The organism is Roseococcus sp. SYP-B2431 (genome assembly GCF_004336745.1).
Classification (GTDB): Bacteria; Pseudomonadota; Alphaproteobacteria; order Acetobacterales; family Acetobacteraceae; genus Roseococcus.
The window spans coordinates 317050-330749 of sequence record NZ_SJXD01000022.1 but is presented as its reverse complement, the minus strand read 5'-3'; the positions used below and the strand labels follow the sequence as shown (position 1 = coordinate 330749).

The 13700-nt window shown below is 69.8% G+C and carries 11 protein-coding genes; all 11 read left to right on the top strand.

The window, feature by feature from the left end; translation table 11 throughout:
- Positions 1 to 6: 6 nt before the first annotated feature.
- Positions 7 to 3375, top strand: a complete 3369-nt coding sequence (locus tag EJV46_RS09535; RefSeq protein ID WP_131548382.1) for an indolepyruvate ferredoxin oxidoreductase family protein — start codon at positions 7 to 9, stop codon at positions 3373 to 3375.
- Positions 3376 to 3385: 10 nt separating this feature from the next.
- Positions 3386 to 4528 carry an acyl-CoA dehydrogenase family protein gene (locus EJV46_RS09530; protein ID WP_131548381.1) on the top strand — a complete coding sequence of 381 codons (1143 nt, stop codon included), beginning with the start codon at positions 3386 to 3388 and terminating at the stop codon, positions 4526 to 4528.
- Positions 4529 to 4574: 46 nt separating this feature from the next.
- On the top strand, positions 4575 to 4937 hold the full coding sequence (locus EJV46_RS09525; RefSeq protein WP_131548380.1) for a hypothetical protein: 363 nt from the start codon (positions 4575 to 4577) through the stop codon (positions 4935 to 4937).
- Between the two features lie 42 nt (positions 4938 to 4979).
- Positions 4980 to 5900: a DUF2336 domain-containing protein gene (locus EJV46_RS09520; RefSeq protein WP_131548379.1), complete on the top strand. Its 921-nt coding sequence runs from the start codon at positions 4980 to 4982 to the stop codon at positions 5898 to 5900.
- 89 nt (positions 5901 to 5989) lie between these two features.
- On the top strand, positions 5990 to 7045 hold the full coding sequence (gene pstS, locus EJV46_RS09515) for a phosphate ABC transporter substrate-binding protein PstS (protein ID WP_240782488.1): 1056 nt from the start codon (positions 5990 to 5992) through the stop codon (positions 7043 to 7045).
- Between the two features lie 60 nt (positions 7046 to 7105).
- Positions 7106 to 8059 carry a phosphate ABC transporter permease subunit PstC gene (gene pstC / locus EJV46_RS09510; protein ID WP_131548377.1) on the top strand — a complete coding sequence of 318 codons (954 nt, stop codon included), beginning with the start codon at positions 7106 to 7108 and terminating at the stop codon, positions 8057 to 8059.
- Between the two features lie 10 nt (positions 8060 to 8069).
- On the top strand, positions 8070 to 8978 hold the full coding sequence (gene pstA, locus EJV46_RS09505) for a phosphate ABC transporter permease PstA (protein ID WP_131548376.1): 909 nt from the start codon (positions 8070 to 8072) through the stop codon (positions 8976 to 8978).
- A 65-nt stretch (positions 8979 to 9043) separates the two neighbouring features.
- A complete protein-coding gene (gene pstB, locus EJV46_RS09500) occupies positions 9044 to 9835 on the top strand; it encodes a phosphate ABC transporter ATP-binding protein PstB (RefSeq protein ID WP_206020776.1) in 792 nt (263 codons plus the stop codon).
- Positions 9836 to 9845: 10 nt separating this feature from the next.
- On the top strand, positions 9846 to 10568 hold the full coding sequence (gene phoU, locus EJV46_RS09495) for a phosphate signaling complex protein PhoU (RefSeq protein WP_131548374.1): 723 nt from the start codon (positions 9846 to 9848) through the stop codon (positions 10566 to 10568).
- Positions 10569 to 10581: 13 nt separating this feature from the next.
- On the top strand, positions 10582 to 11298 hold the full coding sequence (gene phoB, locus EJV46_RS09490) for a phosphate regulon transcriptional regulator PhoB (protein WP_131548373.1): 717 nt from the start codon (positions 10582 to 10584) through the stop codon (positions 11296 to 11298).
- 287 nt (positions 11299 to 11585) lie between these two features.
- On the top strand, positions 11586 to 13670 hold the full coding sequence (locus EJV46_RS09485) for a 3-hydroxyacyl-CoA dehydrogenase NAD-binding domain-containing protein (protein WP_131548372.1): 2085 nt from the start codon (positions 11586 to 11588) through the stop codon (positions 13668 to 13670).
- Positions 13671 to 13700: the final 30 nt, after the last annotated feature.

Genomic DNA, 13700 nt, shown 5'->3' with positions numbered 1-13700 from the left:
CGTCCCATGAACAGCATCATCCGGCCCGACATCTCCCTCGAAGAGCGCTGGGACGCGGCCGGGCGCGAGACGCTGCTGACCGGGACCCAGGCGCTGGTCCGCCTGCCCCTGATGCGGCGCATGCTGGACGACGCGCTGGGCCTGGACACGGCCGGCTACATCACCGGCTATCGCGGCTCTCCGCTCGGCGGATACGACAAGGAGCTCTGGAAGCAGAAGGCGCGGCTGCGTGCCGCGAATGTCGTCTTCGAGCCGGGGCTAAACGAGGATATCGCGGCGACGGCCTGCTGGGGCACGCAGCAGGTGGCGCTGCTGCCGGGCGCGAGGCAGCACGGCGTCTTTGCCATCTGGTATGGCAAGGGCCCGGGCGTGGACCGGAGTGGCGACGTGCTGCGGCATGCCAATGGCGCCGGGACCGCGTCGGAGGGCGGCGTGCTGGCCCTGGCCGGCGACGACCCGGCGGCCAAATCCTCCACCGTGACCAGCGGCTCCGAATACGCCTTCGCCGATCTCGAGATGCCGATGCTCGATCCGGCCGATGTGGGCGAGGTGCTGGAATATGGCGTGAAGGCCATCGCGCTCTCCCGCTTCAGCGGGCTCTGGGTGGGCATGAAATGCGTCGCCGAGACCATGGACGCCACCATGAGCCTGACCGTCGATCCCGCGGCCTTCGCCACGGCCACGCCCAATGGCGTGGAGCTGCCGCCGGGCGGGCTGCATATCCGGCTGCGCGACACGGCGCTCGGCATCGAGGAGCGCGTGCGGCGCTTCAAGCTCCCGGCCGCGCTGGCCTTCGCCCGGATCAACGGCTTCAACCGCATCGTGCAGGACGCGCCGAATGCGCGGCTGGGCATTGCCGTGCGCGGCAAGGCCTGGTCCACGCTGCGGCAGGCCCTGGCCGATGCCGGCATCACGCCCGAGCTCGCGCGGATGGGGGGCTTGCGGATCTGGAAGGTCGGCATGGCCTGGCCGCTCGACATCGAGGGCGCGCGGGACTTCACGCGCGGGCTGGAGGCGGTGCTGGTCGTCGAGGACCGCCGCTCCTTCCTGGAGATGCAGCTGCGCGAGGCGCTCTACGGCGATCCCGTCCGCCCGCGCATCCATGGCAAAGACGTGCTGAGCGACGTCTCCGAGCTCGACGCGGCCATGATCCTGCGCGGCCTGGCCCGCGTGCTGCCGGAGGCCTTGCGGACCGAGAGGCTCGCGGCCCGCCTTGCCGAACTGGATGCGCTGGCTGCCTCGGCCGCCGAGCCGCTCGCGCTGCGCCAGCCCTATTTCTGCCCGGGCTGCCCGCACAACACCTCGACGCATGTGCCCGAGGGCAGCCACGCGCTGGCCGGCATCGGCTGCCACTATCTTGTGAAGGACATGAATCGCGAGAGCGAGCTGTTCAGCCATATGGGTGGCGAGGGCGCGGCCTGGCTCGGCCAGCGGCACTTCACCGAGACGGCGCATGTCTTCGCCAATATGGGCGACGGCACCTATGCCCATTCGGGCGCGATGGCGATCCGCGCGGCGATCGCGGCTAAGGCCAATGTCACCTTCAAGATCCTGGTGAACTCGGCCGTCGCAATGACGGGCGGGCAGCCCGCCGAGGGCGAGGTGACGGTGCCGCGCATCGCGGCGCAGGTCTGGGCCGAGGGTGCGCAGCGCGTCGTCATCGTCGGCGACGATCCGGAGCGGCATCAGGGCGATCCGCTGATCCCCGCCGGCACCAGCTTCTTCCCCCGCGCTGAGCTCGACCAGGTGCAGCGCATGCTGCGCGAGGTTCCTGGTGTCACCGCGCTCATCTACGACCAGCAATGCGCGACCGAGCGCCGCCGCATGCGCAAGCGCGACCTCGCGCCCAAGGCGAAGAAGCGCGCCGTGATCAACCCGCGCGTCTGCGAGGATTGCGGCGACTGCTCGCGCGCCTCGAACTGCATCGCCGTCGAGCCCATCGAGACGGAATGGGGCCGCAAGCGCCGCATCGACCAGTCCGCCTGCAACCAGGACTTCTCGTGTGTCGAGGGCTTCTGCCCCTCCTTCCTGACGCTGGAAGGGGCGGAGCCGGTGAAGCCGGCGACGCCGATCATCGTCACTGAGGCCGCGCTGCCGAGCCTGCCGGAACCGAAGGCCGGCGAGGCCTGGAATATCCTGCTGGCCGGCGTGGGTGGGCAGGGGGTGACGGCGCTCTCCGCCATTCTCGCCATGGCCGCGCATCTGGAGGGGCGGCCGGTCCGGACGCTGGACATGCTCGGCCTCGCGCAGAAGGGCGGCGGCGTCTACGCGCAGCTCCGTGTCGGCCGGCCGGGCGAGGAGGTGTCGAGCCCGCGCATCGGCCAGGGCCAGGCGGATGCGATGATCGCCGCCGATCTCGTGGGCGCGCATGGCCGGGTGGCGCGGCCGCTGCTGGGCCCGGGCCGCTCGCGGGTGGTGGTGAGCACGGAAGTCTCGCCGACGGGCCGCTTCGTGCTCGACCCGGAGACGCGGGAGAACCCCGCCGCCATGCTCGCAAGCCTGAAGGAGGCCGCGCATGACGTGGTGGCCTTCGACGCCGCGCATGAGGTGGAGCGCGATTTCGGCGACCTCATCTTCCTCAACATTTTCCTGCTCGGCGCCGCCTTCCAGCGCGGGCTGATCCCCATGTCGAGCGAGGCGCTGCGCCGGGCCATCGAGCTGAACGGCGCCGCGATTCCCAAGAACCTCGCCGCCTTCGAGGCGGGACGGCTCGCCGTGGAGGCGAAGCCGGCCGCGCCGGAGACGCTGGAGGCGCTGATCGGGCGGCGCGCCGACGACCTGCGCGGCTACCAGAATGCGCGCCACGCCTCGCGCTACGCGGACTTCGTCGCACGGGTGCGGGCGGCGGAGGAGGCGGTGATGCCCGGCGAGACGCGGCTGACCCGGGCCGTCGCGACGCAGCTCTACCGGCTCATGGCCTATAAGGACGAATACGAGGTCGCGCGCCTGCACGCCGATGCGGAGTGGCGGGCGAAGCTCCAGGCCGGCTTCGCGGGCACCACCCGGATCAACATGCACCTCGCCCCGCCGCTGCTGGCGCGCGAGGGCCGCGACGGCCGGCCGCAGAAGATGACCTTCGGCCCCTGGATGCTGAAGGCCATGGGCTGGCTGCGCCACGGCAAGATGCTGCGCGGCACCTTCCTCGATCCCTTCGGCCGCACCGAGGAGCGCCGGGCGGAGCGCGCGCTGATCGACGAGTATCGCGCCGGCATCGAGCACCGGATGGCCGCCCTCCACCCGACGAACCACGCGAAGGCTTGCGACTGGGCCGAGGCCGCCGCCGGCATCAAGGGCTTCGGGCCGATCAAGGCGCGCAATATCGCCGCCACCCGCGCGCGCTGGGCGATGCTGGACTCGGCGGCGGCGGCGGAGTGACATCGCCCACATGTTCGACCTGACGCCCGACACCAAGGCCCTGCGCGAAACGGCGCAGGATTTCGCCCGCGAGCGCATCGCGCCGCACGCCATCGCCTGGGACCGCGACCGGCATTTCCCGCTCGACGTCTTCCGCGAGGCGGCGGCGCTCGGCATGGCCGGCCTCTATGTCCGGGAGGAAAGCGGCGGCGCCGGCCTCTCACGGCTGGATGCGGCGGTGGTCTTCGAGGCGCTGGCGACCGGCTGCCCGACGATCAGCGCCTTCCTCTCCATCCACAACATGGTCGCCTGGATGACCGATCGCTGGGGCACCGAGGCGCAGCGAGCGCATTGGCTTCCGGCGTTGCTGACCATGGAGAAGGTCGCCTCCTACGCCCTGACGGAGCCCGGCTCGGGTAGCGATGCCGTGGCGCTGGCGACGAGGGCCCGCCGCGACAACGAGGGCTATGTGCTGGACGGCGCCAAGCAGTTCATCAGCGGCGCCGGCGTCTCTGACCTTTACCTGACCATGGTCCGCACCGGCGGTCCGGGCGCGGATGGCGTCTCCGCGCTGCTCATCCCCAAGGAGACGCCCGGCCTCGGCTTCGGCGCCAATGAGCGCAAGATGGGCTGGAACGCCCAGCCCACCCGGCAGGTGCTTTTCGAATCCGCCCGCGTTTCCGCCGAGGCGCTGCTGGGCGAGGAGGGGAAGGGCTTCCGCTATGCGATGGCGGGGCTCGACGGCGGGCGGTTGAACATCGCGGCCTGTTCGCTGGGCGGGGCGCAGGCGGCGCTCGACATCGCGCTGGACTACGTGAAGTCCCGGCGCGCCTTCGGCAAGGCGGTCGCCGAGTTCCAGGCGACGCAGTTCCGCCTGGCCGACATGGCGACCGAGCTCGAGGCCGCGCGCAGCTTCCTTTGGCGCGCCTGCGCCAAGCTCGACGAGCATGCGCCGGACGCCACCGCCTTCTGCGCCATGGCCAAGCGTTTCGTGACGGACAGCTGCCACCGCATCGCCGACGAGGCGCTCCAGCTCCTCGGAGGTTACGGCTATCTGGCTGATTACGGGATCGAGAAGATCGTGCGCGATCTCCGCGTTCACCGGATCCTGGAGGGGACCAACGAGATCATGCGCGTCATCGTCGCGCGGCATCTGGTCGGCCGGCCAGGCTGAATTCTTTGGCCTTGCCGCTATGGCAGGGATAAGGCACGATCCCAGGATGCGCTCCACCGGCCTCCCCTTACTCGCTTTCCTGGCTGCCGGGTTGCCCGGGGCCGGGCCGGCGGTGGCGCAGCAGCGGGTGGTGGTCGTCCCTGCGGGGGCCGAGGTGGCCGTGCCTGCCCGTGGAGCCTCGGGGCCACGGCTGGTGAACGCGCCGCGTCCGCGAATCCCGTCGCGCAACGCCGGCGGCCCTTCCCAGCCGGGCGCGCGGCCGATGCTGGAGAGCGGCAGCGCGCTGGGCGGCTCCGGACTGGCCGTGCCGGCGCTGATCGCCCTGCCGATCGCCGCCATCGCCGCCGCGGCGGTGGCCATTCCCGGCGGCGGCAACGGTAGCACCTCGGCGCCTGCGCGCACGCGCTGAGACCTTAATCCCCGCGAAAGCCTTTCGCGCGACACTGCGCGCATGGCGCCACTCGACCAGCCCCATGCCGACACCCACACGGCCTTCCGCGGCTCGCTGGCGGAACGCATGGCGCTTGCCAGGCGGCCCGATGCGGCGCCGGAACTGCTGGTCCTGCTCGCCGCGGACGCGGTGGAGGGGGTGCGCCGGACCGTGGCGGAGAATCCCGCCGCGCCCTCTCATGCCGACCGTCTGCTGGCGCAGGACGCCGTCGCCTCGATCCGGATCAGCCTCGCCCGGAAGCTGGCCGCCCAGGCGGCCGAGCTGGCGCGGAGCCTGACGGACCGCCGGATCAGGCTGGCCTGGGACGCGCTCCTGCTCCTCGCGCAGGATCTGGCGCAGGAGGTTCGGCACGCGGTCGCCGACACTCTGGCCGACCTGCCGGATGCGCCGCACGACCTGGTGATCGCCTTGGCCCGGGATGCGGCGCTGCTGGTCTGCGAGCCGCTGATCCGGCTTTCTGCCGTGCTGACCGAGGGCGATCTCATCGCCCTGGTGCGGGAGCCTCCCGGTGCCGGCTCACGCGCCGCCGTGGCGGGCCGCCTGCAACTCGCGCCGCCGGTCTGCGAGGCCGTGGTGGAGAGCGGCGACATCGCGGCCATGGCCGCGCTGCTGCGCAATCCGACCTCGCGGATCCCATCCTGGGCCCTGGCTGTCCTGGTCGAGCTTGCCGGAGAGGAGATGTGCCTGCAGGAGCCCCTGACCTGCCGGCCGTCCCTGCCGCCGGCCCTGTTGAGGCGGCTGGCGGCGCTGGTCGCCGACGACGTCCTGTCACAATGGGCGGTCCGGGCCGGTCTGCCGCCGGCCGTCGCGGAACAGCTGCGGGCGCGGGCGCCTTCCGGGGAAGGAGGGCCGGGAAGGGCAGGCCGCCTGGAATGGACGACAAGTCGGGAGAAAGGTCTAAGTCACATAAGCTTCACATAAGTGAAACACCTCGGTCTTCCTGGGCGCTTATCCGCTTCGCCGAAGGCTCCCGGCACTGCGCCGGGCGCCTGCGATCGATGGAGACGCTAGTGAACCGACGCAACCTTCTGGCCCTCGCCGCCGGCGTGGCGGCCGTGCCGGCCCTGCCCCGCCCCGGCTTCGCGCAGCTCGCAGCCATCACCGGCGCCGGCGCCAGCTTTCCCCGCCCGGTCTATGAGCGTTGGGGCCAGGCCGCCCGCGAGGGCGCCGGCGTGCAGCTGAACTACCAGTCGATCGGCTCCGGCGGCGGCATCAACCAGATCACCAACCGCACCGTCGATTTCGGCGCCTCCGACGCTCCGCTCGCCGCCGATCAGCTCCGCGAGCGCAACCTGCTGCAGTTCCCGACGGTCCTGGGCTCGGTCGTGCTGATCGTGAACCTGCCGGGCGTGGCCGACAACGCGCTGAAGCTGACGCCAGACGTCGTGGTCGACCTGTTCATGGGCCGCATCACGCGCTGGAACGATGCCAGGCTCGTCGAGCTCAATCGCGACCTGCGCCTGCCCAACCTGCCGGTCTCCCCGGCCTATCGCGCCGACGCCTCCGGCACGACCTTCGTCTTCACCACCTATCTCTCGCGCGTTTCCGAGGCCTGGAAGTCCGGCCCCGGCGCGGCGACCAGCGTGCAGTGGCCGGTCGGCAATGGCGCCCGCGGCAATGAGGGCGTCTCCAACGCGGTCCGCAACACGCCGGGCGCCATCGGCTACACCGAGAACGCCTATGCCACGGTGAACCGCCTGATCACCACGCAGCTGCGCAACAAGTCCGGCGCCTTCGTCCGCCCGACCATGGCGTCCTTCCAGGCCGCCGCCGGCGCCGCCGACTGGTCGACCGCGAACTTCGCCGCCGACATGGTGGATCTGAGCGGCGAGACCGTGTGGCCGATCGTCTCCCCCACCTTCATCCTGCTGCCCACCAATCCGGTCGCCGATCGCGTCGCGGGCAGCCTGAACACGATGAAGTTCTTCGACTGGGCCTTCAAGAACGGCGGCGAGGCGGCCCGCCGCCTCGAATACATCCCGCTGCCGGATGCGGTGCACACCGCGATCCGCGGCGCCTGGAGCGCCGTGAAGAACCCCTCCGGCGCCTCCATCTGGACCGCCTGAAGGTTTGACGCGTAGACCGGGGGCGGGCGCCGTACCCGCCCCCCTTCGAGAGGTTCCGGCGTGCAGCAGACCGTCACTTCCCCCCGCAGCAGCGGCGCCTTCGGAGACAAGATCTTCGAATGGCTGTGCCGCGGCGCCGGCCTTCTCGTCCTGGCCCTTCTCGGCGCCATCATCCTCACGCTCTTCGTCGGCGGCCTCCCGGCTTTCCGCGAGTTCGGCCTGCCCTTCCTCTGGTCCACCGACTGGAACCCCGTCGAGGGGCGCGAGAGCTACGGCGCGGCCGTGCCGGTCCTCGGCACCATCATCACCGCGATCCTGGCCATCCTGATCGCCGTGCCCGCCGCCTTCGGCATCGCCTTCTACCTGACCGAGCTCGCGCCGGAATGGATCCGCGGCCCCGTCGGCACCGCGATCGAGCTGCTGGCCGCCATTCCCTCGATCATCTTCGGCATGTGGGGCCTGTTCGTCCTGGTGCCGATCATCCAGAACTACATCCAGCTTCCCTTCGGCGAGATCCTGGGCGCCATCCCCCTGATCGGCTTCATCTTCGATAGCAACAACTTCGCCGGTACCTCGCTCTTCGCCGCCGCGGTGGTGCTCGCCATCATGATCCTGCCCTTCATCGCGGCCACCATGCGCGACGTCTTCCTGACGGTGCCGGCCGTGTACAAGGAGAGCGCCTACGGCCTCGGCTGCACGCGGTGGGAGGTGATGAACAAGGTCGTCATCCCCTATACCCGCGTCTCCGTGGTGGGCGGCATCATGCTCGGCCTCGGCCGCGCGCTGGGCGAAACCATGGCGGTGACCTTCGTCATCGGCAACGCCAACCGCATCGCGACCTCCATCTTCGACCCCTCGACCACCATCGCCTCGGTGGTCGCCATGGAGTTTCCGGAGAGCCTGATGGGCAGCCTCAAGCAGTCCTCGCTGCTGGCGCTCGGCTTCCTGCTCTTCGTGATCTCCTTCATCGTGCTGGCGACCTCGCGCTGGCTCCTCCGCTCGCGGCTGAAGTGAGGCGCCCCCAATGAGCTCCACGACCTTCGACATCGCGACCGCCCCCGCCAAGGATCCGGCGACGGCCCGCGCCCTGGGACGGCGCCGAAGGATGGTGGACCGCCTGATCCGCTGGGCCTGCATCGGCTCGACGATCATCGGCCTGATCTTCCTCGCCTCGATCCTGGTCACGCTGATCTACCGGGGCTTCGCCGCGCTGGACCTCACGGTGCTGACGCGCGAGTTCGAGCCGACCACCTATGGCGACCCGGACGCGCCGCGCGGGGGCCTCGCCCATGCCATCATCGGCTCGCTGATCCAGACCTCGATCGCCACCGCGGTCGGCACGCCGGTCGGGCTGCTGGTCGGCACCTACCTCGCCGAATACGCGCGGGGCTCGAAGCTGGGCGAGGCGGTGCGCTTCGTTTCCGACGTGCTGCTCTCCGCGCCGTCGATCCTGATCGGCCTCTTCATCTACCAGATGGTGGTGCTGCCGATGGGCGGCTTCTCCGGCCTCGCGGGCGCGCTGGCGCTGGCCATCATCGTCATCCCCGTCGTCGTCCGCACGACGGAGGACATGCTGACGCTCATCCCCAACACGCTGCGCGAGGCCGTGGTGGCCCTGGGCGCGCCCAAGTGGAAGATGATCACGCTGGTGACCTGGCGCGCCGCGCTCTCGGGCATCGTGACCGGCGTGCTGCTGGCCTTCGCGCGCATCGCCGGCGAGACCGCGCCGCTGCTCCTCACCAGCTTCGGCAACAGCATCACCAGCTGGGATCTCAGCCGTTCCATGTCGAGCCTGCCGATCGCGATCTACCAGCAGGCCAATTCGGGCTTCCCGGACCTGATCGACATCGCCTGGGCGGGCGCGCTGCTCGTCACGCTCGGCGTGCTCTCCGTCAACGTCGTCGCGCGGGTCCTCCTGCGCAAGCGCAAGTAAGCAGGGGGACACCCATGAACTCCGAGACCCAGACCCATATCGAGGCCAGCCGCGGCTTCGGCGGCATGCAGGTCCGCTCCGACGCCGCGCTGAGCATGAAGAACCGCATCGAGATCAGGAACCTCGACTTCTTCTACGGGCCGACGCTGCCCAAGGCGCTTAAGGGGATCAGCCTCAACTTCCCCGACCGCCAGGTGACCGGCATGATCGGCCCCTCGGGCTGCGGTAAGTCCACGCTGCTGCGCGTGATGAACCGCATGTACAGCCTCTATCCCGGCCAGCGCGCCGAGGGCGAGGTGCTGCTCGACGGCGAGAACCTGCTCGACCCGCAGATGGACCTCAACGAGCTGCGCTCGAAAGTGGGCATGGTCTTCCAGAAGCCCACGCCCTTTCCCATGACCATCTACGAGAACATCGCCTTCGGCGTGCGCCTGCACGAGAAGCTCTCCAAGGCGGAGATGGACCAGCGCGTGGAATGGGCGCTCACCCGCGCCGCCATCTGGAACGAGGTGAAGGACCGGCTGCAGGCCAGCGCCATGGGCCTCTCGGGCGGGCAGCAGCAGCGCCTCTGCATCGCGCGCACCATTGCCGTGCGGCCGGAGGTCATCCTCTTCGACGAGCCAACCTCGGCGCTCGACCCGATCTCCACGCTGAAGATCGAGGAGCTGATCGACGAGCTGAAGCGCGACTTCACCATCGCGATCGTGACGCACAACATGCAGCAGGCGGCGCGCTGCGCCGATCAGGTCGCCTTCTTCTACCTGGGCGAGCTCGTCGAGGTGGCGCCGGCCGCGGCCATGTTCACCGCGCCCAAGCATCCGAAGACGCAGGAATACATCACCGGCCGGTTCGGCTGAGGAGACCGAGATGCCGAACAGCACCCGCACGCATATCGTGACGAGCTACGGAGAAGACCTGAAGCGCCTGCGCGAGATGATCGCGCGCATGGGCGGGCTGGCGGAGCGGCAGGTGGCCGATTCCGCCCTGTGCCTGGTGCGCCGCGACAGCGACCTGGCCGCCGAGGTGGTGATGCGCGACGCCGAGCTGGACGCCATGGAGCGCGAGGTCGAGCAGTATTGCGTGCGCCTGCTGGCGCTCCGCCAGCCGCTGGCGGCCGACCTGCGCCTCATCATCGCCTGCATGAAGATCAGCCAGGACCTGGAGCGCATCGGCGACTATGCGCGCAACGGCGCCAAGCGGGCCATCGTGGTCTCGCAGCAGCCGATGATGGGCAGCCTGAACGGCTTCGAGCGCATGGCCGAGCTGGTGCAGGAGAACCTCAAGGGCGCCATCGACGCGCTGGTCGAGGACGATGCGGCCAAGGCCGACGAGGTCTGGGGGAACGACGAGCCGATCGACGGCATCTACAACGGGATCTTCCGCGAGATGCTGACCTTCATGATGGAGGATCCGCGCAACATCACCTCCGCGACGCACCTGCTCTTCATCGCGAAGAACCTGGAGCGGATCGGCGACCATGCGACCAACATCGCCGAGCGCGTGCATTTCGCCGTCCTCGGCGAATCGCTGACGGAGGAGCGCCCGAAGGCGGACATTTCCTCCTCGGCTGTCGTCAACCCGCCCGGCTGAGGAGGCGACGCGGATGCCCGAAGGCTTCACCGGAAACGGCAAGCCCACCATCCTGGTGGTGGAGGACGAGGCCGCGCTGCTCGCGCTGCTGCGCTACAACCTCGAGCGCCAGGGCTTCAACGTGGACGAGGCGACGGACGGCCAGGAGGCGCTGCTCCGCATCGCCGAGGCCAAGCCGGACCTCGTCCTGCTGGACTGGATGCTGCCGGCCATGTCCGGCATCGAGGTCTGCCGCCAGATCCGCCGCCGGCCCGCCACGCGCGACCTGCCGGTGATCATGGTCACCGCCCGCACCGAGGACCAGGACGCGGTGCGGGCGCTGGACACCGGCGCGGACGACTACATCGCCAAGCCCTTCGCGGTGGAGGCGCTGCTGGCGCGCATCCGCGCGCTGCTGCGACGCTCCTCCAACGTCTCGGCCAAGGGCAGCATCGCCTATCTCGACCTGGCGATGGACCAGGATGCCCATCGCGTGACGCGCAACGGCCGCGCGCTGCATCTCGGCCCGACAGAGTACCGGCTGCTGGAATTCTTCCTCTCGCATCCACGGCGGGTCTTCACGCGCGAGCAGCTGCTGGACGCCGTCTGGGGACGCGACATCCATGTCGAGCTGCGGACGGTGGACGTGCACATCCGCCGGCTGCGCAAGGCGATCAACGCCGATGGCGAGGCGGACCTGATCCGCACCGTGCGATCGGCCGGCTATGCGCTGGATGCCGATAACGGCTGATTAGGCCGGCGAAGGATCGCTCCTTCAGGACGGCGCGGCCCAGCCGGGCCGCCATCTTTTTGGGCTAGGGCCCGGCCTGGGTCATTCCTCCTGTCTCAAATTCGATCGTCCGGACCCGGCTCCCGACCTTCCGGTCGGTCGGGCATCGCGGCGAATGCGGCCGTTTGCCTGGGCTTCGCGACCCTTGGGCAAAATAGGCGCCTGTCGGACCGCGCCCGGCCGTTGACATTCACATTGCCTCCGCAGGAAAGTCCGGCAACGAAGTCTTGGAACGAGGAAGCCCGTCTATGGCCGAAGAGCGCTTTGTCGAACACGCGCGCGACGGGGACGTCCATGTCCTGCGGATCGCGAATCCCCCCGTCAACACGCTCCGCACCGGCGTTCGCGAGGGCCTGCACCTGGGCATCCGGGCCGCGGTCAAGGAAGGCGCGCGCGCCATCGTCCTGATCGGCGACGGCCGCATGTTCTCCGCAGGCGCGGAGATGACCGAGTTCGGCAAGCCGCGCCAGCCGCCCAGCCTGCCCGAGGTCTTCGACGAAATCGAGAACTGCAAGGTGCCGGTTATCGCCGCCATCCATGGCTCGGCGCTGGGCGGCGGGCTCGAGCTCGCGCTCGCCTGCCATGCCCGCGTGGCCCTGGCCTCGGCCCAGCTTGGCCTGCCCGAGGTGAAGCGCGGCTTCGTGCCCGGTGCCGGCGGAACGCAGCGGCTGCCCCGCCTCATCGGCGGCGAGGCGGCACTGAAGATCATCGTGACGGGGGAGCCGATTTCCGCCGGGGAGGCGGTGAAGCTCGGCTTCATCGACGCGATCGTCGACGAGCCGCTGGAGGCTTCGGCCATTGCCTGGGCGCGGGCGCATGCCGGCGACAGCTTCACCCTCGCCCATCACCGCACCGACAAGATCAAGGGCGCCGACATGGCGGCCTTCGATGCGGCCGCGGCCGCGCTGCTCAAGCGCACGCGCGGGCAGGAGAGCCCGAAGGGCTGCGTCACCGCCGTCCGTGCCGCGCTCACCCACAGCTTCGACGAGGGCCTCGTGATCGAGCGTGAGCAGTTCACGCGCCTCGTCGCCGGCGAGCAGAGCCAGGCGCTGCGCCACGTCTTCTTCGGCGAGCGCGAGGCGCAGCGCATCCCGGGCATGCCCGAGGGCACGAAGTCCCTGCCCGTGAAGAACGCGGTCGTGATCGGCGGCGGCACCATGGGTGGCGGCATCGCGATGAATTTCGCGAACAACCATATCCCCGTGACCATCGTCGAGACCACGCAGGAGGCGCTGGACAAGGGCCTCGCCCGCTGCGACGCCAATTGGCAGCGCACGCTCAAAAGCGGCCGGCTCAGCCAGGCCGAGTACGAGAAGCGCCGCTCCTTCCTCAAGGGCAGCATCGACCTCGACGTGGTCAAGGACGCCGACCTCGTGATCGAGGCGGTCTTCGAGAACATGGAGGTGAAGAAGGAGATCTTCGCCAAGCTGGACAAGCTGGCGCGGCCGGGCGTGGTGCTCGCCTCGAACACCTCCACGCTCTCGATCGACGAGATCGCCTCGGCCACCAGCCGGCCGGAACTCGTGATCGGGATGCACTTCTTCTCGCCGGCGAACGTCATGCGCCTGCTGGAGAACGTCCGCGGCGCCGCGACCAACTTCGACGCCATCGCGACGGCGACGGAGGTGGGCAAGCGCATCGGCAAGCTGCCGGTGCTGGTCGGCAATTGCGACGGCTTCGTCGGCAACCGCATGACCGGCAAGCGCACCCCGCAGGTCGAGAAGCTGCTGCTGGAAGGCTGCCTGCCGCAGGACATCGACCGCGTGATGGAGACCTATGGCATGGCCATGGGCCCCCTTGCGACCGGCGATCTCGCCGGCCTCGACATCGGCGCGGCCGTCCGCAAGGCGCGCGGCACGGTGGCGCCGATCGCCGATGCCGTCGTCGCGCGCGGCCGCTTCGGCCAGAAGACCAGCAAGGGCTGGTACATGTACGACGAGAAGCGCACGCGCCTCGTGGATCCCGAGGTCGAGGCCATCATCCTCGACGTCGCGGAGAAGATGCAGGTCCGCCGCCGCAAGATCGAGGATCAGGAGATCCTGGAGCGCCTGCTGCTCCCCATGGTGAACGAGGGCGCGCGGATCCTGGAGGAGGGCGTGGCTTATCGCGCCGTCGATATCGACGTGGTCTTCTGCAACGGCTTCGGCTGGCCCGCCTGGCGCGGCGGCCCGATGTTCTGGGCCGACCGCATGGGGCTGAAGAACGTGCGTGACAAGCTCACGCACTATGCCGAGGCGACCGGCGACGCGAACCTCAAGCCCGCCAAGCTGATCGAGCAGCTCGCGGCCGAGGGCGGCACCTTCGCCACCATCGGCATCAAACGCGCCGCCTAGAGCGCGATGCCTTCGCTGACGCTCACGCAT

Bases quoted from the DNA above. Each gene is read 5' to 3' on its own strand.
- EJV46_RS09485 (WP_131548372.1), top strand. From the start codon at position 11,586: ATGGCCGAAGAGCGCTTTGTCGAACACGCGCGCGACGGGGACGTCCAT.
- EJV46_RS09525 (WP_131548380.1), top strand. From the start codon at position 4,575: ATGCGCTCCACCGGCCTCCCCTTACTCGCTTTCCTGGCTGCCGGGTTG.
- EJV46_RS09520 (WP_131548379.1), top strand. From the start codon at position 4,980: ATGGCGCCACTCGACCAGCCCCATGCCGACACCCACACGGCCTTCCGC.
- phoU (WP_131548374.1), top strand. From the start codon at position 9,846: ATGCCGAACAGCACCCGCACGCATATCGTGACGAGCTACGGAGAAGAC.
- EJV46_RS09530 (WP_131548381.1), top strand. From the start codon at position 3,386: ATGTTCGACCTGACGCCCGACACCAAGGCCCTGCGCGAAACGGCGCAG.
- pstA (WP_131548376.1), top strand. From the start codon at position 8,070: ATGAGCTCCACGACCTTCGACATCGCGACCGCCCCCGCCAAGGATCCG.
- pstB (WP_206020776.1), top strand. From the start codon at position 9,044: ATGCAGGTCCGCTCCGACGCCGCGCTGAGCATGAAGAACCGCATCGAG.
- EJV46_RS09535 (WP_131548382.1), top strand. From the start codon at position 7: ATGAACAGCATCATCCGGCCCGACATCTCCCTCGAAGAGCGCTGGGAC.
- phoB (WP_131548373.1), top strand. From the start codon at position 10,582: ATGCCCGAAGGCTTCACCGGAAACGGCAAGCCCACCATCCTGGTGGTG.